28 protein-coding genes and 2 pseudogenes are annotated in these 22376 nt (G+C 68.8%); 5 read left to right on the top strand and 25 right to left on the bottom strand.

From position 1 onward, the window contains the following. Positions 1-12: 12 nt before the first annotated feature. The 18 genes from rpsH to AXW62_RS16310 all read right to left on the bottom strand — a co-directional run bounded on the left by rpsH (position 13) and on the right by AXW62_RS16310 (position 8839). Positions 13-411, bottom strand: a complete 399-nt coding sequence (gene rpsH / locus AXW62_RS16395) for a 30S ribosomal protein S8 (RefSeq protein ID WP_014178779.1) — start codon at positions 409-411, stop codon at positions 13-15. A gap of 208 nt (positions 412-619) precedes the next feature. Further along, positions 620-805, bottom strand: coding sequence for a type Z 30S ribosomal protein S14 (locus AXW62_RS16390; RefSeq protein ID WP_003956452.1), 186 nt, complete (start codon positions 803-805; stop codon positions 620-622). A 3-nt stretch (positions 806-808) separates the two neighbouring features. Continuing rightward, positions 809-1369, bottom strand: coding sequence for a 50S ribosomal protein L5 (gene rplE / locus AXW62_RS16385; protein ID WP_060945194.1), 561 nt, complete (start codon positions 1367-1369; stop codon positions 809-811). Next, entirely contained in the window at positions 1369-1692 is a 324-nt protein-coding gene (gene rplX, locus AXW62_RS16380; protein WP_030835110.1) for a 50S ribosomal protein L24, read from the bottom strand. Before rplX ends, rplE begins: the two co-directional genes overlap by 1 nt. A gap of 3 nt (positions 1693-1695) precedes the next feature. Beyond that, positions 1696-2064 (bottom strand): 50S ribosomal protein L14, encoded by a 369-nt coding sequence (gene rplN / locus AXW62_RS16375; protein ID WP_003998823.1) that lies wholly within the window; start codon positions 2062-2064, stop codon positions 1696-1698. A 130-nt stretch (positions 2065-2194) separates the two neighbouring features. Further along, positions 2195-2482 (bottom strand): 30S ribosomal protein S17, encoded by a 288-nt coding sequence (gene rpsQ / locus AXW62_RS16370; RefSeq protein ID WP_014054172.1) that lies wholly within the window; start codon positions 2480-2482, stop codon positions 2195-2197. Beyond that, positions 2482-2706: a 50S ribosomal protein L29 gene (rpmC, locus tag AXW62_RS16365; protein ID WP_009715874.1), complete on the bottom strand. Its 225-nt coding sequence runs from the start codon at positions 2704-2706 to the stop codon at positions 2482-2484. Before rpmC ends, rpsQ begins: the two co-directional genes overlap by 1 nt. Continuing rightward, on the bottom strand, positions 2706-3125 hold the full coding sequence (gene rplP / locus AXW62_RS16360) for a 50S ribosomal protein L16 (RefSeq protein WP_009715875.1): 420 nt from the start codon (positions 3123-3125) through the stop codon (positions 2706-2708). Before rplP ends, rpmC begins: the two co-directional genes overlap by 1 nt. A gap of 4 nt (positions 3126-3129) precedes the next feature. Beyond that, positions 3130-3957, bottom strand: a complete 828-nt coding sequence (gene rpsC / locus AXW62_RS16355; protein ID WP_030835107.1) for a 30S ribosomal protein S3 — start codon at positions 3955-3957, stop codon at positions 3130-3132. After that, the gene (rplV, locus tag AXW62_RS16350) at positions 3957-4304 is read right to left on the bottom strand and encodes a 50S ribosomal protein L22 (protein ID WP_030835105.1); all 348 of its coding nucleotides are present in this window, start codon (positions 4302-4304) and stop codon (positions 3957-3959) included. Before rplV ends, rpsC begins: the two co-directional genes overlap by 1 nt. A 40-nt stretch (positions 4305-4344) precedes the next feature. Further along, the gene (gene rpsS, locus AXW62_RS16345; RefSeq protein ID WP_020869258.1) at positions 4345-4626 is read right to left on the bottom strand and encodes a 30S ribosomal protein S19; all 282 of its coding nucleotides are present in this window, start codon (positions 4624-4626) and stop codon (positions 4345-4347) included. A gap of 12 nt (positions 4627-4638) precedes the next feature. Next, the gene (gene rplB / locus AXW62_RS16340) at positions 4639-5475 is read right to left on the bottom strand and encodes a 50S ribosomal protein L2 (protein WP_030835102.1); all 837 of its coding nucleotides are present in this window, start codon (positions 5473-5475) and stop codon (positions 4639-4641) included. Between the two features lie 48 nt (positions 5476-5523). Beyond that, complete coding sequence (rplW, locus tag AXW62_RS16335; protein WP_030835099.1) at positions 5524-5850, bottom strand: 50S ribosomal protein L23; 327 nt, start codon at positions 5848-5850, stop codon at positions 5524-5526. After that, complete coding sequence (gene rplD, locus AXW62_RS16330) at positions 5850-6503, bottom strand: 50S ribosomal protein L4 (RefSeq protein WP_030835097.1); 654 nt, start codon at positions 6501-6503, stop codon at positions 5850-5852. Before rplD ends, rplW begins: the two co-directional genes overlap by 1 nt. An 8-nt stretch (positions 6504-6511) precedes the next feature. Then, positions 6512-7156 (bottom strand): 50S ribosomal protein L3, encoded by a 645-nt coding sequence (gene rplC / locus AXW62_RS16325; protein ID WP_030835094.1) that lies wholly within the window; start codon positions 7154-7156, stop codon positions 6512-6514. Between the two features lie 13 nt (positions 7157-7169). After that, entirely contained in the window at positions 7170-7478 is a 309-nt protein-coding gene (rpsJ, locus tag AXW62_RS16320) for a 30S ribosomal protein S10 (RefSeq protein WP_003948644.1), read from the bottom strand. 405 nt (positions 7479-7883) lie between these two features. Then, entirely contained in the window at positions 7884-8483 is a 600-nt protein-coding gene (locus tag AXW62_RS16315; protein WP_252368627.1) for a Uma2 family endonuclease, read from the bottom strand. A 152-nt stretch (positions 8484-8635) separates the two neighbouring features. Beyond that, positions 8636-8839 (bottom strand): hypothetical protein, encoded by a 204-nt coding sequence (locus tag AXW62_RS16310; protein WP_159060889.1) that lies wholly within the window; start codon positions 8837-8839, stop codon positions 8636-8638. Positions 8840-9317: 478 nt separating this feature from the next. Between AXW62_RS16310 and AXW62_RS16305 the strand changes: the two genes are divergently transcribed. The 3 genes and pseudogenes from AXW62_RS16305 to AXW62_RS16295 all read left to right on the top strand — a co-directional run bounded on the left by AXW62_RS16305 (position 9318) and on the right by AXW62_RS16295 (position 13402). After that, positions 9318-10256, top strand: coding sequence for a helix-turn-helix domain-containing protein (locus tag AXW62_RS16305; protein WP_389526791.1), 939 nt, complete (start codon positions 9318-9320; stop codon positions 10254-10256). 596 nt (positions 10257-10852) lie between these two features. Then, a pseudogene (locus tag AXW62_RS45105) lies at positions 10853-11011 on the top strand (Uma2 family endonuclease); the annotation flags it as partial. Between the two features lie 249 nt (positions 11012-11260). After that, positions 11261-13402, top strand: a complete 2142-nt coding sequence (locus AXW62_RS16295) for a PIG-L family deacetylase (protein ID WP_060945189.1) — start codon at positions 11261-11263, stop codon at positions 13400-13402. Between the two features lie 609 nt (positions 13403-14011). On the opposite strand, the gene AXW62_RS16290 is transcribed toward AXW62_RS16295, so the two are convergent. The 7 genes from AXW62_RS16290 to AXW62_RS43965 all read right to left on the bottom strand — a co-directional run bounded on the left by AXW62_RS16290 (position 14012) and on the right by AXW62_RS43965 (position 20964). Then, positions 14012-15115 (bottom strand): SRPBCC family protein, encoded by a 1104-nt coding sequence (locus AXW62_RS16290; protein WP_060945188.1) that lies wholly within the window; start codon positions 15113-15115, stop codon positions 14012-14014. Further along, positions 15108-15758 (bottom strand): hypothetical protein, encoded by a 651-nt coding sequence (locus AXW62_RS16285; RefSeq protein ID WP_252368626.1) that lies wholly within the window; start codon positions 15756-15758, stop codon positions 15108-15110. Before AXW62_RS16285 ends, AXW62_RS16290 begins: the two co-directional genes overlap by 8 nt. 120 nt (positions 15759-15878) lie before the next feature. Further along, a complete protein-coding gene (tuf, locus tag AXW62_RS16280) occupies positions 15879-17072 on the bottom strand; it encodes an elongation factor Tu (RefSeq protein ID WP_030835078.1) in 1194 nt (397 codons plus the stop codon). A gap of 224 nt (positions 17073-17296) precedes the next feature. After that, positions 17297-19417: an elongation factor G gene (fusA, locus tag AXW62_RS16275; protein WP_060945186.1), complete on the bottom strand. Its 2121-nt coding sequence runs from the start codon at positions 19415-19417 to the stop codon at positions 17297-17299. 38 nt (positions 19418-19455) lie between these two features. Beyond that, positions 19456-19926 (bottom strand): 30S ribosomal protein S7, encoded by a 471-nt coding sequence (rpsG, locus tag AXW62_RS16270; RefSeq protein WP_030835073.1) that lies wholly within the window; start codon positions 19924-19926, stop codon positions 19456-19458. Positions 19927-19928: 2 nt separating this feature from the next. Next, complete coding sequence (gene rpsL, locus AXW62_RS16265) at positions 19929-20300, bottom strand: 30S ribosomal protein S12 (RefSeq protein WP_014054153.1); 372 nt, start codon at positions 20298-20300, stop codon at positions 19929-19931. Between the two features lie 223 nt (positions 20301-20523). After that, positions 20524-20964 (bottom strand): hypothetical protein, encoded by a 441-nt coding sequence (locus tag AXW62_RS43965; protein WP_159060888.1) that lies wholly within the window; start codon positions 20962-20964, stop codon positions 20524-20526. 588 nt (positions 20965-21552) lie between these two features. Here AXW62_RS43965 and AXW62_RS47140 point away from each other — a divergent pair. Both AXW62_RS47140 and AXW62_RS47135 read left to right on the top strand, forming a co-directional pair. Next, positions 21553-21765 (top strand): P-loop NTPase family protein, encoded by a 213-nt coding sequence (locus tag AXW62_RS47140; protein WP_169808141.1) that lies wholly within the window; start codon positions 21553-21555, stop codon positions 21763-21765. Continuing rightward, a pseudogene (locus AXW62_RS47135) lies at positions 21762-21908 on the top strand (hypothetical protein); the annotation flags it as partial. The gene AXW62_RS47140 and the pseudogene AXW62_RS47135, both read left to right, overlap by 4 nt. Positions 21909-22376 lie beyond the last annotated feature (468 nt).

Here is a 22376-nt window from a genome sequence, read left to right as displayed (position 1 = left end):
TCCGTTCCCTGGTTACCAGACGTAGGCGAGGACTTCCCCACCCACGCCCTTCTTGCCGGCCTGCTTGTCGGTGAGGAGCCCGTGCGACGTGGAGATGATCGCCACGCCCAGGCCGCCGAGCACCTTCGGCAGGTTGGTGGACTTTGCGTAGACCCGCAGGCCCGGCTTCGAGATCCGCTTGATGCCGGCGATCGAGCGCTCGCGGTTCGGACCGAACTTCAACTCGAGGACGAGGTTCTTGCCGACCTCGGCGTCCTCGACCTTCCAGCCGGTGATGTAGCCCTCCTGCTGGAGGATCTCCGCGATATGCGACTTGATCTTGCTGTGGGGCATCACGACGGAGTCGTGGTACGCCGAGTTCGCGTTTCGCAGACGCGTCAGCATGTCTGCGATCGGATCGGTCATGGTCATGATGGCCTTCGGCCTCTCTCGCCGGGGTTTCCTATCTGCGCCATCCCTCTCACCCACACAGGGTGGGCACGGGTGCGGCGCGGGGACCTACGGCGTAGTAAGGATTCTGGGCGACGAGCGCCCAACCCTTCCACTCTACGGGAGCGGGCGGGCGGGCCTCGTCATCCATTTGCTTACCGAGAGCCCGGTATCCGTCCGTATGGACGGATTACCAGGAGCTCTTGGTCACGCCCGGCAGCTCGCCGCGGTGAGCCATCTCACGAAGGCACACGCGGCACAGGCCGAACTTGCGGTAGACGGAGTGCGGACGTCCGCAGCGCTGGCAGCGCGTGTACGCACGCACGCCGAACTTGGGCTTGCGGGCGGCCTTGGCAATGAGAGCCTTCTTCGCCACGGCTCACGCCTCCTTGAACGGGAAGCCGAGGTGACGCAGCAGGGCGCGGCCCTCTTCGTCGTTGGTCGCCGTGGTCACCACGGTGATGTCCATACCCCGGACGCGGTCGATCTTGTCCTGGTCGATCTCGTGGAACATGACCTGCTCCGTGAGACCGAAGGTGTAGTTGCCCCGGCCGTCGAACTGCTTCGGCGACAGACCGCGGAAGTCGCGGATGCGCGGCAGCGCGAGCGACACCAGACGGTCCAGGAACTCCCACATGCGGTCACCACGGAGGGTGACGTGGGCGCCGATCGGCTGGCCCTCACGCAGCTTGAACTGCGCGATGGACTTGCGAGCCTTGGTCACGGCGGGCTTCTGGCCGGTGATCGTGGCGAGGTCGCGGATGGCGCCCTCGATCAGCTTGGAGTCGCGGGCGGCGTCGCCCACACCCATGTTGACCACGACCTTGGTCAGACCCGGGATCTGCATGACGTTCCCGTAGGAGAACTGCTCCTGCAGCTTGGCCTGGATCTCTTCGCGGTAGCGCGTCTTGAGACGCGGTGCAGTGGTGGTGGCAGTCATCAGATGTCCTCACCGGTCCGCTTGGCAACGCGGATCTTGTTGCCCTCGTCGTCGAAGCGGTATCCGACGCGGGTGACGACCTTCTTGCCGTCCTTCTCCACCACGAGCTGAACATTGCTCACGTGGATCGGGGCCTCGGTCGTCACGATGCCGCCGGTCTTCGAACCACGAGCGGTCTGTCCGGCCTTGGTGTGCTTCTTGACCCGGTTGACACCCTCGACCAGGACGCGGTCCTCGCGCGGGAAGGCCGCGATGACCTTGCCCTGCTTGCCCTTGTCCTTACCGGTGATGACCTGGACCAGGTCGCCCTTCTTGATCTTCATCGGTTACAGCACCTCCGGCGCGAGCGAGATGATCTTCATGAACTTCTTCTCGCGCAGCTCACGGCCCACCGGGCCGAAGATACGGGTGCCGCGGGGGTCGCCATCGTTCTTGAGGATGACGGCCGCGTTCTCGTCGAAGCGGATGTACGAACCGTCCGGGCGGCGGCGCTCCTTGACGGTGCGCACGATGACCGCCTTGACGACGTCACCCTTCTTCACGTTGCCACCGGGGATCGCGTCCTTGACGGTGGCGACGATGACGTCACCGATGCCCGCGTAGCGGCGACCGGAGCCACCGAGAACACGGATGCAAAGGATCTCCTTCGCGCCCGTGTTGTCGGCGACACGCAGTCGCGACTCCTGCTGGATCACGTCTATCTCCTGATCGTCTGCCGGTTCCCGGCGGGGGCTCCGGGAAGGAGCCCCCGCCGAGCCTGGCGGAACTGTCCTGCGGGGGAATCCCCGCAGGCTGCGGTTCTTGGAATTCCCTTGCGGGAATTACCTACTTGGCCTTCTCGAGGATCTCGACGACGCGCCAGCGCTTGGTCGCGGACAGCGGCCGGGTCTCCATCAGGAGGACGCGGTCGCCGACACCCGCGGCGTTCTGCTCGTCGTGCGCCTTGAGCTTGTTGGTACGGCGGATGACCTTGCCGTACAGCGCGTGCTTGACGCGGTCCTCGACGGCGACGACGACGGTCTTGTCCATCTTGTCGCTGACGACCAGACCCTCACGGGTCTTGCGGAAGCCGCGGTTCTGCGTTGCGTTCTCAGTCACATTCGTCTCGCTCATCAGGCGCTCTCCACCGTCTCGATGCCGAGCTCGCGCTCCCGCATCAGGGTGTAGATCCGGGCGATGTCCTTGCGGACGGCCTTCAGCCGGCCGTGGTTCTCGAGCTGTCCGGTCGCCGCCTGGAAGCGGAGGTTGAACAGCTCTTCCTTGGCCTCACGGAGCTTGCCAACGAGGTCCTCGTTGTTCAGCTCACGCAGCTCGGACGCCTTGGTACCGGCCGCCATCACGACTCACCTGCCTCGCGCCGCACGATCCGGCACTTCATCGGGAGCTTGTGAGCAGCGCGGGTGAGCGCCTCACGCGCAGTCTTCTCGTTCGGGTAGGACAGCTCGAACATCACCCGACCGGGCTTGACGTTCGCGACCCACCACTCCGGCGAACCCTTACCGGAACCCATACGGGTCTCAGCGGGCTTCTTCGTCAGCGGACGGTCCGGGTAGATGTTGATCCAGACCTTGCCGCCACGCTTGATGTGGCGGGTCATCGCGATACGAGCGGCCTCGATCTGACGGTTGGTGACGTACGCCGGGGTGACGGCCTGGATGCCGTACTCGCCGAACGCCAGCTCCGTACCGCCCTTGGCCATGCCGGACCGCTTGGGGTGGTGCTGCTTGCGGTGCTTGACCCTGCGAGGGATCAGCATGGGGTCAGCTCTCCTTTCCGGCTGCGCTGGGCTCGGCCGCCGCCGCGGCGGGCGCCTCGGCCTTGGCGGCCTCGGCGGGCGCGGCCGACTGCTGCGGCTTACGGCCGCGGCCACCGCGCTCGCCACCACGGCGCTGCGGGCGGTCGCTGCCACGCGACGGACGGTTGCCGGCGCGGGCGGCGGCGTTCTCGGCGCGGACCTCGGCGATGTTCTTCACGTCGCCCTTGTAGATCCACACCTTGACGCCGATGCGGCCGAAGGTGGTCTTGGCCTCGAAGAAGCCGTAGTCGACGTTCGCGCGGAGCGTGTGCAGCGGCACCCGGCCCTCGCGGTAGAACTCCGAGCGGGACATCTCGGCGCCGCCGAGACGGCCACCACACTGGATCTTGATGCCCTTGGCGCCGGCCTTCATCGAGCTCTGCATCGACTTGCGCATGGCACGGCGGAAGGAGACGCGGGAGGAGAGCTGCTCGGCGACGGCCTGGGCCACCAGCTGAGCGTCGATCTCGGGGTTCTTCACCTCGAGGATGTTGAGCTGCACCTGCTTGCCGGTGAGCTTCTCCAGCTCGCCGCGGATACGGTCGGCCTCCGCGCCGCGGCGGCCGATGACGATGCCCGGCCGGGCGGTGTGGATGTCGACGCGGACGCGGTCACGGGTGCGCTCGATCTCCACCTTGGAGATACCCGCGCGCTCCATGCCCTTCGTCATCATCCGGCGGATGGCGACGTCTTCCTTGACGTAGTCCTTGTACAGCTTGTCGGCGTACCAGCGCGACTTGAAGTCGGTGGTGATGCCGAGCCGGAACCCGTGCGGGTTTACCTTCTGGCCCATTACCGGGTTCCTTCCTTGCTGCTGACGACCACGGTGATGTGGCTGGTCCGCTTGCGGATCCGGTAGGCACGCCCCTGGGCACGCGGGCGGAACCGCTTCAGGGTCGGGCCCTCGTCGACGTACGCCTCGGAGATGTAGAGGCTGTCGGCGTCGGTGTGGTCGTAGTTGTGCGCGGCGTTGGCGATGGCGCTGTCCAGCACCTTGCCGACCGGCACGCTCGCGGCCTGCGGGGCGAAACGCAGGACCGCCTGGGCCTCCGTGGCGCTCATGCCACGGATGAGGTCCACCACGCGGCGGGCCTTCATGGGCGTGACGCGGATGTACCGCGCCTGGGCCCTGGCTTCCATGGTTGTCCCTTCGGTGTCTGTCATGAGTCTTTTCCGCTGATCAGCGACGACGCGACTTGCGGTCGTCCTTCTCATGGCCGCGGAAGGTGCGGGTCGGCGCGAACTCGCCGAGCTTGTGGCCGACCATCGACTCGGTGACGAACACCGGGACGTGCTTGCGGCCGTCGTGCACCGCGATCGTGTGGCCGAGCATGGCCGGGACGATCATCGAGCGGCGGGACCAGGTCTTGATGACGTTCTTGGTGCCTGCTTCGTTCTGCGTGTCCACCTTCTTGATCAGGTGGTCGTCGACGAAGGGCCCCTTCTTGAGACTGCGCGGCATCTGAACCCGCTCCTAGCGCTTCTTGTTCGTCTTGCGGCGGCGGACGATGTACTTGTTGCTGGCCTTCTTCGGCGAGCGCGTACGGCCCTCCTTCTGACCCCACGGCGAGACCGGGTGGCGACCACCGGAGGTCTTGCCCTCACCACCACCGTGCGGGTGGTCGACGGGGTTCATGACCACACCACGAACGGTCGGGCGGACGCCCTTCCAGCGCATGCGGCCGGCCTTGCCCCAGTTGATGTTCGACTGCTCGGCGTTGCCGACCTCGCCGACGGTGGCGCGGCAGCGGACGTCGACCAGGCGGATCTCACCGGACGGCATGCGCAGGTGGGCCATGGAGCCCTCCTTCGCCAGCAGCTGCACGGAGGCACCCGCGGAACGGGCGAACTTCGCGCCGCCGCCGGGCCGCAGCTCGATGGCGTGGAGCGTGGTACCAACCGGGATGTTGCGCAGCGCGAGGTTGTTACCGGGCTTGATGTCGGCGCCGGGGCCGTTCTCAATACGGTCGTTCTGCTTCAGGCCACGCGGGGCGAGGATGTAGCGCTTCTCGCCGTCGGCGTAGTGCAGCAGCGCGATGCGCGCGGTGCGGTTGGGGTCGTATTCGATGTGCGCGACCTTCGCCGGGACGCCGTCCTTGTCGTGACGGCGGAAGTCGATCACGCGGTACGCACGCTTGTGACCGCCACCCTGGTGGCGGACCGTGATGCGGCCGGCGTTGTTACGACCACCCTTGCTGTGCAGCGGGCGGACCAGCGACTTCTCCGGCGTGGACCGCGTGATCTCGACGAAGTCGGCGACGCTGGAGCCACGACGGCCCGGGGTCGTCGGCTTGTACTTGCGGATACCCATTTCTCAGTCCTCGGAAGATTCCGGACTTCTGGACGTTCCGATCTCCGGTTAGGAGACCGGGCCGCCGAAGATGTCGATGCGGTCGCCCTCGGCGAGGGTCACGATGGCGCGCTTGGTGTCCTTGCGCTTGCCGAAACCGGTGCGGGTGCGCTTGCGCTTGCCCTGGCGGTTGATCGTGTTGACCCCGGTGACCTTGACCGAGAAGACCGCCTCGACGGCCTGCTTGATCTGGGTCTTGTTCGCGCGCGGGTCGACGATGAACGTGTACTTGTTCTCGTCCAGCAGCGCGTAGCTCTTCTCCGAGACCACCGGCTTGACGAGAACGTCGCGGGGGTCGGTGAAGGTCTTGCTGGTGACAGCGGTCGCCTCACTCATCAGGCGGCGCTCCCTTCAGTCTTCTCAGCGGCCTTGGGACCAGCCACGAAGGACTCGAAGGCGGCCTTGGTGAAGACCACGTCGTCGGAGACGAGCACGTCGTACGTGTTCAGCTGGCCCGGCTCCAGGATGTGCACCTGGGGCAGGTTGCGGGCGGACAGCCACGCGGCCTCGTCGCTCCGCTCGGCGACCAGCAGCACGTTCTTGCGCTCGCTGATCTTGCCCAGCAGGGCCTTGGCGGCCTTGGTGGAGATCCCGCCGTCGACCACGCCGGTCACGACGTGAATCCGGTCGTGGCGCGCCCGGTCGGAGAGGGCACCGCGGAGCGCGGCGGCCTTCATCTTCTTCGGGGTGCGCTGGCTGTAGTCGCGCGGCACGGGACCGTGCACGACGCCACCGCCGGCGAACTGCGGCGCGCGGGTCGAGCCCTGGCGCGCGCGGCCGGTGCCCTTCTGGCGGTACGGCTTCTTGCCACCGCCGCGGACCTCGCCACGGGTCTTGGTCTTGTGCGTGCCCTGGCGGGCAGCGGCCAGCTGGGCGACGACGACCTGGTGGATCAGCGGGACGCTGACCTGCGCGTCGAAGATCTCCGCGGGGAGCTCGACGGTCCCGGCCTTGTCGCCTGCCGGCGAAAGGATGTCAATGGTGCTCATCGGTTACCTCAGGCCCCCTTGGCCGCGGTACGGACCAGGACGAGGCCGCCGTTCGGACCAGGAACCGCTCCCTTGATCAGGAGCAGACCCTTCTCCGCGTCAACGGCGTGGACGGTCAGGTTCTGGGTGGTGACCCGCTCATTGCCCATGCGGCCGGCCATGCGCAGGCCCTTGAACACGCGGCCCGGGGTGGCGCAGCCACCGATGGAGCCCGGCGAGCGGTGCTTGCGCTGGGTGCCGTGGCCGGCGCCGAGGCCGCCGAAGCCGTGGCGCTTCATGACACCGGCGGTGCCCTTGCCCTTGCTGGTGCCGGTCACGTCGACCTTGACACCGGACTCGAACACCTCGGCGGTGACCTCCTGGCCGAGCGTGTACTCACCGGCGTCGGCGGTACGCAGCTCCACCAGGTGGCGGCGCGGGGTCACATCGGCCTTGGCGAAGTGGCCCTTGAGGGGCTTGTTCACCTTGCGCGGGTCGATCTCGCCGAAGGCGATCTGGACGGCGCTGTAGCCGTCCGCGTCAGCGGTACGGACCTGGGTCACGACGCAGGGACCGGCCTTGACGACAGTGACCGGGACGACGCGGTTGTTCTCGTCCCACACCTGCGTCATGCCGAGCTTCTCGCCCAGGACGCCCTTGATCTGCTTAGCCATCTCGCGCGTCACCTCAGAGCTTGATCTCGATGTCGACGCCGGCCGGCAGGTCGAGACGCATGAGCGAGTCGACCGTCTTCGGCGTGGGGTCGAGGATGTCGATGAGGCGCTTGTGCGTACGCATCTCGAAGTGCTCGCGCGAGTCCTTGTACTTGTGCGGCGACTTGATGACGCAGTACACGTTCTTCTCTGTGGGCAGCGGCACCGGGCCCGCGACCGACGCACCAGTGCGGGTCACCGTCTCGACGATCTTCTTCGCCGAGGAGTCGATGACCTCGTGGTCGTAGGCCTTGAGCCGGATGCGGATCTTCTGTCCCGCCATGGCTACTTCGTAGTCCTGTCTCTCGTAACGCTCTGGGACCCGGTGGCCTTCGCGTCCCGCTCCCCTCACTTCCGACCCACGCGGTCGGGCGTGTCGCAGCCCTTCTCATAAATCTCCGCAACGGAGATCCCTGGTGAAGGGGGTTGCTGGGGGAGAAAGTCACCCACCGGGCGCCTGGCTGGGGCCCCGCTGACACTTCCCGGAAGATTCCCGTACTTCCGCCCCTGATCAGGGGCGACGAGTACTGTGGGACTCGCTTCCGGTCCTCCCGGCGGGAGGCGCGCAGCATCGGCACTCAACCGAGCAACCTGGTTAGTGTGCCATACGGGGCTCTCCGGATGCCAATCAGGGAGCCCGGAAGCGTACCCCCTGCGGGGGGCGGTTCAAACTCGGCGCTCGTCCGCTCTACAGGTGATCGATCGCGGTGAGGTCGATGTCGATCGTGAACGGGACGGTCAGCTTCAGCCGCTCGTGGTAGATGCCGGTGTTCGTGTAGGACTTGGTGACCGGGTCCAGCTCATAGGTGTGGACCGTCGGCCGTCGACCCCGGCCCGCCTTCTCGACCAGCCAGAAGTGGGGAATGCCCGCAGCGGCGTACTTGAGGGGCTTGGCCTCGCGGTCCCGGTCCTCGGAGTCCGGCGAGACGACCTCCACGGCGAGCAGCACGTCGGCTGCTTCGTACCGGGTCTGCTCATCGTTCTGTTCCGCTTCCGCGCGCACCACCAGAAGATCGGGCTCGGGGGCGTTGCGAGGGCCCAGCACGACGGTCATCTCCCGGCGCACCCGGAACTCGTCCGGCACGGTCTGATGCAGTCCGGTGTCCAGCAGATACATCGCCAGCGTATGAAAAACCCGCTGCGGGCTCACGAAGACCAAACTCCCGTCGATCAACTCAGTGTGCGGCGGGAGGTCGGGCAGATTGTAGAGATCGTCCACGGTGTAGCCGTCCGGCGGCGGCACGGGCCAGGTGGTGCGCTGCGGTTCGGCGGTCATGATTCCTCCCATGGACGAGATCTTCGACCCTTGCATCCACGGTAGCGTCCCTATGTGCGGCAATGCCGCACATAGGGAGGAACCGAACGGCGCGAGGTTGACGGCCGACCGGCCCGCTGGCCGCCGCGCTCACGCGCAGGGCAGGCAGCAGGTAGCAGGCAGGCTCAGTGAGAGCCCAGCATGCCGGGCGACTCGATGTCGACGGTGAGCACCCCGGGCGGATAGGCGTCCTCTTCGTCCGTCAGCAGAATCGGCATCCCCGTGAACTCGGCGCGGGGAAGCGCGCAGTAGAGGGCAGCGCCACCATAGAGGCTCGCTAGGACGACGGCCGGACATCGCACCACCACACCGTTGCGTGAGAGGCACACGAGAGCTCCCGGCCCGAACGGCACCGGGAGCTCCGCATCAGCGGATCAGCGGATCAGCGCGCGGACGCGTAGGTCACGAAGCGGGTCCAACGCGTCCGGCGTGAACGCGAGCCGGGGGCCCTCGTCCGCCCGCACCCGCACCGGCGTCCGGCATCCCTGGCGCCGGTAGCCGATATCCCGGGGCTACGGGAGATCAAAGACCAAGAACCGCCGGAAAGAACCCACCCAACCCATCCAAACCTCACCCTGGTCACCCGCACGGGTGATCCCGTCCGCTCCCGCTGGCGCACAGGCCGTTCGGCAGGGCAGGCTCGGGCTCGACAACCCCAGACATGCGACGGCCCTCGGCCGGGAGTGGCTTCCCGTTCGAGGGCCTGACCAACGAGGAAGTAGGCGCTTCCCGATGGCTGAACAGCAGCCTAGCGCGCCCCCGCGCGCTCTTTCCCTGGTTCGCCGATCCGCCGGCGGACTCACTCATGTGAGTGAGCACCAACCCACCCGGTACACGATCATCGGCAACCACCTCACCCAGCACCGCGAGCTCTCCCTGACCGCGATCGGGCTCGGTGCGCACATCCAGTCGCTGCCCGACGGCGCCCAGGTGGACATCAGGACGCTGGCCGGAAGGTTCCCGGAGGGGCGGGACCGGATCGCCGCCGCGCTGCGGGAGCTGGAGCTGTGCGGGTACCTCGAGCGGGTCCGGGAGCGTACGCCCGAGGGACGGATCGTCACCCGGACGTTCTCGTACAACGACCCCGGGGCCACCCGCGCCCGCCGCCGCGCCGGGGAGCCCCGGCTGCGCGAGGCGGCCGGGCCGCCCGCACCGCCGCCCGTGGCCGATCCCGGCCAGGCACCACCCTCCCGGGCGGATTCCGGCCGCACGCCCCGGACCTCTCCCGGCCAGGCATCACCGTCCCGGACCGGCTCCGCCCCCGTACCGCCCGCCCCGCCCGTCCCGCCCCCGCCACGTGTTCCGGTGGCGCCTCCCGTGCCGCCGCGCCCGCGGACCACCCAGGTCGACGCCGTGCCCACCGGGACGACCCCCGCCCGCGCCGCAACATCGCTCCTCGCGGAGCTGCGCCGCGACGACGACCGCTTACTCCTGCCCGAGCGGGATGTGCGCCGTCTCGCCCCCGCCGTCACCACCTGGCTGGAGCGCGGCGCCGCCCCCGAGGCCGTACGCCGTGCACTGAGTGCGGGCCTCCCGCCCGACCTGCGTCACCCGGCCGCCCTGCTCGCCCACCGCCTCACGGCGCTGCTGCCGCCGCCTCTCCCAGCCGCCCAGCCCACCTCGCGCCCGGCGGTCGTCCCCCTCCAGAACTGTGACGGCTGTGACCGGGCCTTCCGTGCCCCGAAGCCCGGCCGCTGCCGGGACTGCCGAGAACCCGGAGGGGCCCTCGCGCCGACCGCTGCCTGACAGGGCGTCAGGTCGGCGTGAGGGGCGTCGTCGGGGCGGCGAAGCGACTGGAGAGCTCCAGCAGCAGATCGCCCACGGTGGCCTTTGTGCTGAGTCCGAGGCGCGGCGCCGTCTCGCGCCTTCGGCGCAATTGAGCATGGGTCGGGGGGATGGGGGCGGGGCGGACCCGCCGGCTGCCGGGCCGGTTGGGTGTTGAGGCCGTGGCGGCTCGGCGACGGGGGAACATACGGTCCGATCCGGAGTACGGGCCGGTGGGTCCGAGGGGCGGCCCCTCCGGGTACCCCTCTAAAAAACGCTTGACCTAACGCAACTAATTGGTCAATCAATATTCAGGGGGGTACTCCCACCCCCCCTGGAATGGGTCCGGTGGAATGGGTCCGGCGGCCCGGCGACGGCCCGGCTCCCGAACACGGATGCCGCCGCCGGCGCCCGCTCCCACCGACCCGGCGGCCGGCGGCACGGCCCGCGCCCCCGCCCCTGCCCCGCTGCTCAATTGCGCCGAAGGCGCGAAACGAAACCCGCGCCCGGCAACCAGCCCCGGCCCCGGCGCCCCACCCCGGCCGCGGCGCCGTTCCGTTCGGCCACGGCCCGAACCAATCTTCGACCCCCGTACGGGTGAGGGCGCCGTACTGTCCGACATCCACTCCACCCCGCACGGCCCCCGCTACGCGACCCGGAAGGACTTCGTCTACGGGGAGGACGTCACGATCGGCGAGTGGACCATCTCGACGGAGAACCTGCCGCGCTACCGGTAGCCGGCGCGCGTGCTGGTGCGGCGGACCGCGCGCCCGGGGAGGTCGGCGCGCCGAAAAGCGCTCTGACGTGGCCGAAGGGCCGAGGGCCGAGGGCCGGCACTCGGCGGTATGCGGTGGCCCCGTGGCGGCGGTGTGCCCAATCTGTGACCGAGACCTCCTGGCCAGGGGACAACCTGTCAAGATCACCGATCGTCCTCTCACATGGAGCAGCCGGAAACTACGCGCTGCCGAAGTGACAGGGTCGCCGAATTGAACAGTCGATGGACACTGCCGGAAAGGCGGACCACCCGCCGGCAGACGCTCGCCGCGCTGGCGGCACTCACCGCCGCGGGAGCCGCCGGGATCGCCGGGTGCAGCGCCGGCCGCTCGCGTACCACGGCCTCCGCGCCCGCCGCGCCCGCCCAGGCCACCGCGCCCGGGGCGGCGGAGCCCTTCACCTCGGCGGTAGGCGCCAAGGACGCGCTGCTGCTGCAGGTCATGGCGCACCCCGACGACGATCTGTACTTCATGAACCCGGACGCCGAGCACGTGCTGCGCTCCGGCGTGCCGGTGGTGAGCGTGTACGTCACGGCCGGTGAGGCGGTGGGGATCAACCACGCGCCGGGGACGCCGATCCCACGGCCGAACAAGGCCGCGTACTCCGCCTCCCGCCATCAGGGGCTGCGGCAGGCGTACGCGCGGATGATGGGGCTGGACCAGTTCACACCCTGGCAGCGGTCGGTGCTGCGGCTGCCCGGCGGGGTCACGGCGGAGACCAACACCCTGGTGGGCAACGCCCGCCGGGTCCGGCTGATCTTCCTCAACATCGCGATGCTGTCGGAGGGCGGCGTACGGATCCCCGCGCTGTGGAGCACCCCGGGCACGGTGATGCGCACCCTGCCGGCCACCGGCTCCCCCGTGGCGCACCCGAGTTCGTACGGCCATCAGACGCTGGTCGACGTGCTCGCCGAGATCATGGACCGCTACCGGCCCACGCTGATCCACACCCTGGACCCGGACCCCGACTTCCAGGTGCACGACGCCCTGCACCCCAAGGACAACGATCAGCCGGGCTGTTCCGACCACCGCGACCACACCCCGGTCGCGCTGTTCACCTGGAAGGCGATCGCCCAGTGGGTGGCCGCCTCCACCGGGCGGGACAAGCGCGCCCCGCGCTTCACCACCACCGCGTTCCGCGGGTACTACAACCAGCGCTGGCCGCACAATCTGCCGCCCGCCGTGCTCGCCCAGAAGGCGCGGGCGATCAAGTCCTACGGCGGGGCCCCGGACTGGGACTGCGGCGACCCGGCCGGCTGCGGCGACTACAGCCAGGGGGGTCTGCGCCCGCTGCAGAACCGCAAGGGCTGGATCCGTTCCACCCACTACCGCTACCCCACCACCCCGCTCGCCCCCACCACCGACGCCCAGGGCCGGCTCGTGGCGTACGGGGTGCTCGGCACCCAGGCCGTGCGGTGGCGCGAGACGGCGCCCGGCAGCGGACGGTTCGGGGCGCCGCTGGGGCTCGGCGGCGGACCGCTCGCCCCGGCGCTCACCGCGGTGCGGGACAGCGCGGGACGGCAGGTGCTGATCGCCCTGCGGTTCGCGGCGCTGGCCGGGCAGGGCCTGGCCGACCAGCGCGAGATCGTGGTGCTGGAACAACGCGGCCCGGACGGCCCGTTCCGCGCCTGGACCGGACTCGGCACCCCCGAGACCAGCACCGAGCACGGCCGCCGGGTCGGCTGCCCGGCGGCGGTGGCCACCTCTGACGGCCGGGTCCACCTGTTCGTACGGACCGCGGACAAGGGTCTCGCCACCCGGGTCCGGGACGCCGACGGCCGCTGGGGTCCCTGGCAGCGGCTCGGCGGCGCCGAGATCCAGGACGGGCTGACCGCGCTGCTCGACGCCGAGGGGCGGGTCCATGTTTTCGCCTCCGGCCGCGACACCGTCCACCACTGGGCCCAGGAACGGACCGGCGGCCCGGTCGCACTGCTCCCACCGGCCGGTCTGCCGGGCCCCGGCGGCGATCCGCTGGGCGCCGCGGTGGACCCCGCCGGGGGGCTCGCGCTGGTCTACCGCACCCCCGCGGCCACGGTGCCCACCGTCCACGGCGACACCGCCCGCACGGTGCGGCATTTCGAGGGCTACGGGTCGATCGCCGCACACACCGTCGCCCAGCCGTCCGGCCGCCCCGAGGCGAAGACGCTGCTGCTGCTCGGCCGGGACCTGGGCGGAGAGGTGCAGGTCCAGTACGGCACCGGCCCGAGCGCCAGGCCGCTGCGCTCCCCCGGCCACCTGATCCCGGTCGGCGCCCCGGCACTGCTGGCGGACGGCCGCGAGCGCGTCCACGTGGTCGGCATCGCGCCGGACGCCTCCCCCTGGATCTGGCGCCCCCGTCCCACGTCACGCGCGTAACACCCCGGCCTTCCCGCCCCGCGCCATGGGGCACGGCCCCCGGGTCGCGTCCCCGGCATTCGCGTCCGACCCGCGCCATGGGGCACGGCTCCCGGCCCGCGCCAAGGGGGCACGGCCCCCGGGCCGCGTCCCCGGCATCGCGTCCTCGGCATTCGCGTCCGGCCCGCGCCATGGGGCACGGCTCCTGGCCCGCGCCATGGGGCACGGCCTTCGGGTCGTCCCCGGCATTCGCGTCCGGCCCGGGTGCCGGGGACCGTCCCCGGCGGGGACCCGGGCCTCGCCGGGGGATGCCGTTTCCGGCGTGGTTCAGGCGCACCTCGGTGCCGCCTCCGCTCCGCCCCCGGCCCGCTCCCCGGTCCACGCGCCGACGCCGCCCGGCAGGGACCCGGGCCACCTCCGGGAAGGGCCCTTCCCAGCGTGGTTCGAGCGCCCTTCGGTGCCGCGGCATCCCGGCCCGGCACCGGCCCGCGTCCCCGCTCCGCCGCCCCCGGTGCTCATCCGGCGCGCGTCCGGTCTGCGCTCCCGACGCGGCCGGGCCCCACCCGCCGTCTCTCGTACGGGTGGGGCCCAGGATGTTCCGGCCTCGGTCGGGGGCGGGCCGGTGGGTGGTCAGCCGCGGGCCGCGGCGGCGCGCTGCCGGGGGCGGGGTTCCCCGGACTCGTCGGGCTCCTCCTCGAACTCCTCGTCCTCGCCCTCGTCCTCATCCTCGTCGTACGCGTACGCCTCGGGCTCCTCCTCGTATGCCTCGGGCTCCTCGGCCTCCTCGTCGGGCTCCCGGGCCGCCTCCGGCTCCCCGTCCTCCTCGGCCCCCGCCTCCTCGTCCGGCTCGGGACCAGCGTCTTCGGGCTCCTCCTCGTACTCCGCCTCCGGCGCGCCGTCACCCTCGGCGTCTCCCTCGGCCTTGTCGCGCTCTTCCTCCTCCACGGCCGTCTCGTGGTCCACCACGACCTCGCCGTCCTGGATCTCGCCGCGCCAGCCGTCGGTGGCCTCACCGCGCATCATGATGAACTTCCGGTAGAGCTTCAGGTCGAGCCGTGCGCGGCGGCCCTGGGCGCGCCAGATGTTGCCGGTCTTCTCGAAGAGGCCCTTGGGGAAGTACTCCAGGACCAGCAGCACCCGGGTGAGGTTGTCGCCGAGCGGGTGAAAGGTGACGACGCCTTTGACGGTGCCCTTCGCGCCTTCCGTGGTCCAGCTGATGCGCTGGTCGGGCACCTGCTCGGTGACGTTCGCGTGCCAGCTGCGGGTGGACTTGGCGACCTTCACCTTCCAGTTGCTGCTGGTGTCGTCGGCCTTCTCGACGCTGACGACGCCCTTGGCGAAGGTGCTGAACTCCTGGAACTGGGTCCACTGGTCGTACGCCTCGCGGACCGGCACCCCGACGTCGATGTCCTCGACGATCGTCACGCTCTTGGACTTGCCGCCTCCGCTCCTGTTCCGGCCCTTGCCGAACACCCCTTTGACCTTCTCCTTCAGCGAACCCTTCAGGGACTCCTTCAGCGACTCCTTCAGGTGGGACGAGCCGGTCTTCACCAGGGCCTGCCCCGGGGGCTTGCCCTCGGCGAGGGACTGCGCGCCCTTGGCGAGGCCGGTGCCGAGACCGGAGATCGCCTGCGTCGCCCGCGCTTGGACGTAGTCGCGCAGCTCGTCCTTGAGACGGTCGGTGGCCGGGTTCTTGACGAGGTCGTCCTTGAGCTTGCCCAGGGTGTCAGCCATTGCGGCCCCCGGCGGTCTTCGCGGCCTTGGCCGTCTTCGCTGTCTTCGCGCTCTTCGCTCTCTTGGCGGTCTTCGCGGTCTTCGCGGTCTTCTTCGCCCTGCTCGCACCGGACGCGGCGGTCTTCTTCGCCGGACGGGCCGGGGCCTTGGCCGCCGCCTTGCGGGGAGGCTTCGGCGGCTTGGGTTTCGGCTCGGGTTCGGATTCCGCGTCGGCTTCCGCCCCCTCGGCACCCCGCTCGTCCTCAGCACCCCGCTCGTCCTCGGGTCCCTCCTCCTTGGGACCACCCTCCGTCCCCTCGGCGCCCTCCTCCTCGGCGGGCTCCTCGTCCTCGCCCCGCTCCTCCGCGCCTCCGCCGCGCAGCGCCGCCGTGCGCTCGTGCAGCGCATCGGCGAGGCCGTTCACCCGGTCGGACACGGCCTTCGTCGCGGCCTGCCGCGTGGCGTCGGCGAGCTCCTTGCGCACCTGTCCGTTGAGGCCGCTCAGCAGCGGCGTCTCGGCGAGGGCCTTCTTCAGCTGCTGCGGATCCAGCGCGATCTTCTTCCCGGCCAGCAACATGCCCAGCCCCACGGCGAGTTTGGCCTTCTTCGTGCGTCCAAGGAGATAGCCTCCCGTGATCGCGACCGCGATCTTGCCATTGGTCATCATCTGTTCGCTCCCGAAGTCGAACGCGGCTTCGATGTGGACGGCCGGGTACCCACATACGAAAGAGCCCCACTCGCCAGAGGCGAATGGGGCTCTTTACGAGCTCCGGGGAGCGTCAGGTCACTTGACGATCTTGGTGACCTGGCCGGCGCCGACGGTCCGGCCACCCTCACGGATGGCGAACTTCAGGCCCTCCTCCATGGCGACCGGCTGGATCAGCTGGACGGACATCTCGGTGTTGTCGCCCGGCATGACCATCTCGGTGCCCTCGGGGAGGGTCACAACGCCCGTCACGTCCGTGGTACGGAAGTAGAACTGCGGACGGTAGTTGTTGAAGAACGGCGTGTGGCGGCCACCCTCGTCCTTGGACAGGATGTACGCCTGGGCCTCGAACTCGGTGTGCGGGGTGACCGAGCCCGGCTTGATGATGACCTGGCCGCGCTCGACGTCCTCGCGCTTGATGCCGCGGAGCAGCAGACCGACGTTCTCACCGGCCTGGCCCTCGTCGAGCAGCTTGCGGAACATCTCGATACCGGTGACGGTGGTCGAGGTCTTCTCCTGCTTGATGCCGATGATGTCGACGTTCTCGTTGACCTTCAGCACACCGCGCTCGATACGGCCGGTGACGACCGTACCGCGACCGGTGATGGTGAAGACGTCCTCGATCGGCATCAGGAACGGCTTGTCGACGTCGCGCTCCGGCTGCGGGATCGACTCGTCGACGGCCTTCATCAGGTCGAGGACGGACTTGCCCCACTCGGCGTCGCCCTCGAGCGCCTTGAGCGCCGAGACCTTGACGACCGGAACCTCGTCGCCCGGGAACTCGTACTCGGAGAGCAGCTCACGGACCTCGAGCTCGACGAGCTCCAGGATCTCCTCGTCGTCCACCATGTCGGCCTTGTTCAGGGCGACAACGATGTACGGCACGCCGACCTGGCGAGCGAGAAGCACGTGCTCCTTGGTCTGCGGCATCGGGCCGTCGGTGGCGGCGACCACCAGGATGGCGCCGTCCATCTGCGCGGCACCGGTGATCATGTTCTTGATGTAGTCCGCGTGACCGGGGCAGTCGACGTGCGCGTAGTGACGCGACTCGGTCTGGTACTCGACGTGCGCGATGGAGATGGTGATACCGCGCTGGCGCTCCTCAGGAGCCTTGTCGATCTGGTCGAAGGCCGAGGCCTCGTTCAGGTCCGGGTACGCGTCGTGCAGCACCTTGGTGATCGCAGCGGTAAGCGTGGTCTTACCGTGGTCGATGTGACCGATGGTGCCGATGTTGACGTGCGGCTTAGTCCGCTCGAACTTCGCCTTCGCCACTGGGGTCCTCCTGTGGAGTGGTTCTGTACGCATCCACGCTTTGCGGATGGGTTCAGGTGGTCTTACCGAACCGGCCAGGACCCCGAGGGGGATGCCCTTCGCCGTATTCGTATGGGGGGCCGGCGCCCGGGGCCGTCGTGGAACGCGGTGACCGCGCTCCACGATGAGAGCCCCGATGCCTTGTGCTTCCAGCCTAAAGGGTGAGGAATGCGGATGAACCCGCCTTACTCGCCCTTGGCCTTCGCGATGATCTCCTCGGCGACGTTCCGCGGAACCTCGGCGTAGGAGTCGAACTGCATGGAGTAGCTGGCGCGGCCGGACGTCTTGCTGCGCAGGTCGCCCACGTAGCCGAACATCTCCGACAGCGGAACCAGGCCGGTGACCAGCTTGGCGCCGCTCCGGTCCTCCATGGACTGGATCTGCCCGCGACGGGAGTTGATGTCGCCGATCACATCGCCCATGTAGTCCTCGGGCGTGGTGACCTCGACCTTCATCATCGGCTCGAGCAGGGCCGGGCTGGCCTTGCGGGCGGCCTCCTTGAAGGCCATCGAACCGGCGATCTTGAACGCCATCTCGGACGAGTCGACCTCGTGGTAGCCACCGTCGAGCAGGGTGACCTTCACACCGGTCAGCGGGTAGCCCGCGAGCACGCCGAACTCCATGGCCTCCTGGCAGCCCGCGTCCACGGACGGGATGTACTCCCGCGGGATGCGGCCACCGGTGACCTTGTTCTCGAACTCGTAGCCGTCGCCCTCGAGCGGCTCCAGCGCGATCTGCACCTTCGCGAACTGGCCGGAACCACCAGTCTGCTTCTTGTGCGTGTAGTCGTACCGCTCGACCGGCTTGCGCAGCGTCTCACGGTAGGCCACCTGCGGCTTGCCGACGTTGGCCTCGACCTTGAACTCGCGCTTCATGCGGTCGACCAGCACGTCGAGGTGGAGCTCACCCATGCCGGAGATGATGGTCTGGCCGGTCTCCTCGTCGGTCTTGACGCGGAAGGACGGGTCCTCCTCGGCAAGCCGCTGGATCGCGACGGCCAGCTTCTCCTGGTCGCCCTTGGACTTGGGCTCGATGGCCACCTCGATGACCGGGGCCGGGAAGTCCATCGACTCAAGGATCACCGGGTGCGCCGCGTCGCAGAGGGTCTCACCGGTGGTGGTCTGCTTCAGACCCATGACGGCGACGATGTCGCCGGCACCCACCGAGTCGATCTCCTCACGCTTGTTGGCGTGCATCCGGTAGATCTTGCCGATGCGCTCCTTCTTGCCCTTCACCGAGTTCAGCACCTGCGAGCCGGCCTCGAGGCGGCCCGAGTACACCCGGATGAAGGTCAGCTTGCCGAGGTGCGGGTCGCTCGCGATCTTGAACGCCAGCACCGACAGCGGCTCGTCCTCGGACGGCTTGCGCTTCACGACCTCGTCGGGGTCGCTGACCGCGTGGCCCTCGATCGCCTCGATGTCGATCGGCGACGGCAGGTACCGGACGACCGCGTCGAGCAGGGGCTGAACGCCCTTGTTCTTGAACGCGGTGCCGCAGAACACGGGGGTGACGGTGGTGCCGCCGCCCTTGCCGGAGGCGATGGTGATCCGGCGGATCGCCGCGTACAGCTGCTCCTCGGAGGGCTCCTCGCCCTCGAGGTACAGCTCCATCATCTCTTCGTCGTTCTCGGCGACGGCCTCGAGCAGCTTGCCGCGCCACTCGTCGGCGGCTTCCTTGTGGGTGTCCGGGATGTCGACGGTGTCGTACATCTCACCCTTGGTCGCCTCGGCGGACCAGACCAGCGCCTTCATCCGGACGAGGTCGACCACGCCCTTGAAGTCGGCCTCGGTACCGATCGGCAGCTGCATGACCAGCGGAGTCGCGCCCAGGCGGTCCACGATCATGTCGACGCAGCGGTGGAACTCCGCACCGGTGCGGTCGAGCTTGTTCACGAAGCAGATACGCGGAACGCCGTAGCGGTCCGCCTGACGCCACACCGTCTCGGACTGCGGCTCCACACCGGCGACGCCATCGAACACCGTGACGGCACCGTCGAGGACGCGCAGCGAACGCTCCACCTCGACCGTGAAGTCGACGTGGCCCGGGGTGTCGATGATGTTGATGGTGTGATCGACGTTCTCAAGCGGCCAGTGACAGGTCGTCGCGGCCGACGTGATCGTGATGCCGCGCTCCTGCTCCTGCTCCATCCAGTCCATGGTGGCAGCGCCGTCGTGGACTTCACCGATCTTGTAGCTCACACCGGTGTAGAACAGGATCCGCTCGGTGGTGGTCGTCTTGCCCGCGTCGATGTGGGCCATGATCCCAATGTTGCGGACCTTGGCCAGGTCAAGCGAAGTGGTGGCCATATGGCTCAGTCTTCTCTCGGTTCTCGATGGGGTAGCGACTACCAGCGGTAGTGCGCGAAGGCCTTGTTGGACTCGGCCATCTTGTGGGTGTCCTCACGCCGCTTGACGGAGGCGCCCAGACCATTGCTGGCGTCCAGCAGCTCGTTCATGAGCCGCTCGGTCATGGTCTTCTCACGACGGGCGCGCGAGTAGCCCACGAGCCAGCGCAGGGCGAGGGTGGAGGAACGGCCGGGGCGGACCTCGACCGGCACCTGGTAGGTGGCGCCACCGACACGGCGGGAGCGGACCTCGAGGGTCGGCTTCACGTTCTCCAGCGCGCGCTTGAGGGTGATGACCGGGTCGTTGCCGGTCTTCTCCCGCAGGCCCTCCATGGCGCCGTACACGATGCGCTCGGCGGTGGAGCGCTTGCCGTTCAGCAGCACCTTGTTGATGAGGGAGGTCACCAGAGGAGAGTTGTAGACCGGGTCGATGATGACCGGGCGCTTCGGGGCGGGGCCCTTACGAGGCATTCTTACTTCTCCTTCTTGGCGCCGTAGCGGCTGCGAGCCTGCTTGCGGTTCTTGACGCCCTGCGTGTCGAGGGAGCCGCGGATGATCTTGTAGCGAACACCCGGCAGGTCCTTCACACGACCGCCACGCACGAGCACGATGGAGTGCTCCTGCAGGTTGTGCCCCTCACCCGGGACGTAGGCGGTGACCTCGATCCCACTGCTCAGCCGGACACGCGCGACCTTGCGGAGCGCCGAGTTCGGCTTCTTCGGCGTCGTGGTGAACACGCGGGTGCATGTGCCACGGCGCTGCGGCGACCCCGCGAGGGCGGGGGTCTTGTTCTTCTCGACCTTGTCCTGGCGGCCCTTGCGGACCAGCTGCTGGATCGTAGGCACCGTTTCTCCGGTTTCTGTGTGCCAGTCTCGGTAAAGCTAACCTGGGATTTCTCCGACCCACGCGGTCGGGTGTGTCGCAGACCCCATACAACCTCCGCGAGACGGAAAGTGCGTATGAGTCGGCGTCTCGCCTCGGCATCCCGAGCTGTGGCACCCCCGGCCGAAGCCGTCCGGAGAGCGCATACACCAGGACCCGGGCACACCCCAGGCACGAGGTGTGAGCTTACCTACCGCATGGACTCCGGTCAAAACAAATGCTATGGGGCCCACACGGACGAAGAAGGGACGCGTACGGGGACACAGAAGGGGAGACGACACCGGGCGGTGTCGTCTCCCCTGAGCTGATCGCGGGGTCGGCTGATGGCGGGGTCAGCTGATGGCGGTCACGTCGTGCCGGCCCTTCGCCGTGCCGGCCCTTCGCCACCACCACCGGCTCCCGGAGGACGGCGGTGGGGTTCTCCGGGTCGAAGGCGCCGCTGTGGGCGTGGGCCACCAGGGTGCCGTCCTGCCGCAGTCCGAGCAGGTCCGGCCGGCCGTCGCCGTTGATGTCGGTTTTTCCGTCGGGGTTCATATCGGCGAGGGCGATCGTGTCGTAGGCGACCTCCGGCAGCTTCCCGCCGATGTGGACCGGTTCCGCCAGGGTGTCCAGTGAGGTCACCGGCACCCACCCAGAGATAGTGGTCGGGCTGAATGTCGGTGCCGATCTTCACGAATTCACCGTACGTTTTCAAACCATTCAGCGCACCGGATCCCGGGTAGACGAATAATTCGCCCCCATGCCGGACGAGAATATCCTGCCGACCGTTCCCGTCGAACGAACCGAAATGACCGGTGTAGAACAGCATCGACTCTCCCGCTCCAGGGTTCGAAAAGCGCCCCCTGCGTAATTCCCGAGGCGCGCGCCACCAGGCATTTGCCCATCCTACGGATGTAATTCGCCCGGTAAACCCCTAGACCAACCCCTGGGACTCCAGTCGATGGGCCGTCCGGTGTTGACAGCGACCGCCCCGGGCCCCAACCTGATGGCGTCGCCGCAGGTCAACCTGGACTCCCCAGCGAACCCGGCCCAGCTCCAATGCCCACTTCAGGACGCCAGTGCGAGGAACGTCATGTTTTCCGCACGACATGTCCACGCCGCCCCGACATAAATGGTGAGATGGCGGCACACAGTGGCATCGGAATTAGTAATGGATCAGTAAGGCGCTCTTTTTGAGCTCGACCGTTCTGCGACCAGGCCACACCATCGACTGTGATGCACGCAGTGCAATCGCGCATGCCATTCACCGCGACGACCGTGACTCGCAAAGGGGGATTTGTGGAGCTGGCCGAACGGATGGGCGAACTCACTCAGCTGCGATCCATGCTGTCGACCTGCCTGGCAGGCGAAGGAGGGGTCGCCCTGGTGACGGGGGCAGTGGCCTGTGGAAAGACCAGCCTGATGAACGTCTTCGCCCGGGATGTGTGACGGAACGGCCCGGTCAAGGAACGGAAACCCTTGAGCAGCAGCACGCCCGCGTCATTCACGAGTTCTGCACCCTGCTCCTGGACCTGGCCGCCCAGGGCCCCCTCGTCGTGGGGATCGACGACGTCCAGTACGCCGACCGACTGTCCCTGCAATTCCTCTCCTCCCTGACCAGACGCCTCGCGGCGAAGCCGATCCTCCTCGTGCTCAACGAGTGGGCGGTGCTGGAGCCCGCGCTCGACTCCTTCCGCGCCGAACTGCTCAGCCACTCGCACTGCCGCCGCATCCGGCTGGGCCCGCTGTCCCCCGCCGGTGTCGCCGAACTGCTCGCGGACCACGCGGACACCTGGCCGTCCAGCCCGCCGCATACCGCCTGCGCGGCGATCAGCGGGGGCAATCCGCTGCTGATCCGGGCGCTGCTGGAGGACCATGCGAGGGTCGCCGGGCGGATCTCCGCCAAGGCCCCGGCCGGGCCCGTCGTCGCCGACGCCTTCCGCGAGGCCGTGCTGGTCTGCGTCCACCGCTGCGGACCCGATGTGCTGGAAGGCGCCCAGGGGCTCACGGTACTCGGCGACGCCGGAACCCCCGCGCTGCTGGCCCGCCTCCTGGACATC

This window comes from Streptomyces hygroscopicus subsp. hygroscopicus (assembly GCF_001553455.1).
Lineage (GTDB): Bacteria > Actinomycetota > Actinomycetes > Streptomycetales > Streptomycetaceae > Streptomyces > Streptomyces hygroscopicus.
This window is presented reverse-complemented; position numbering and strand designations above follow the sequence as displayed.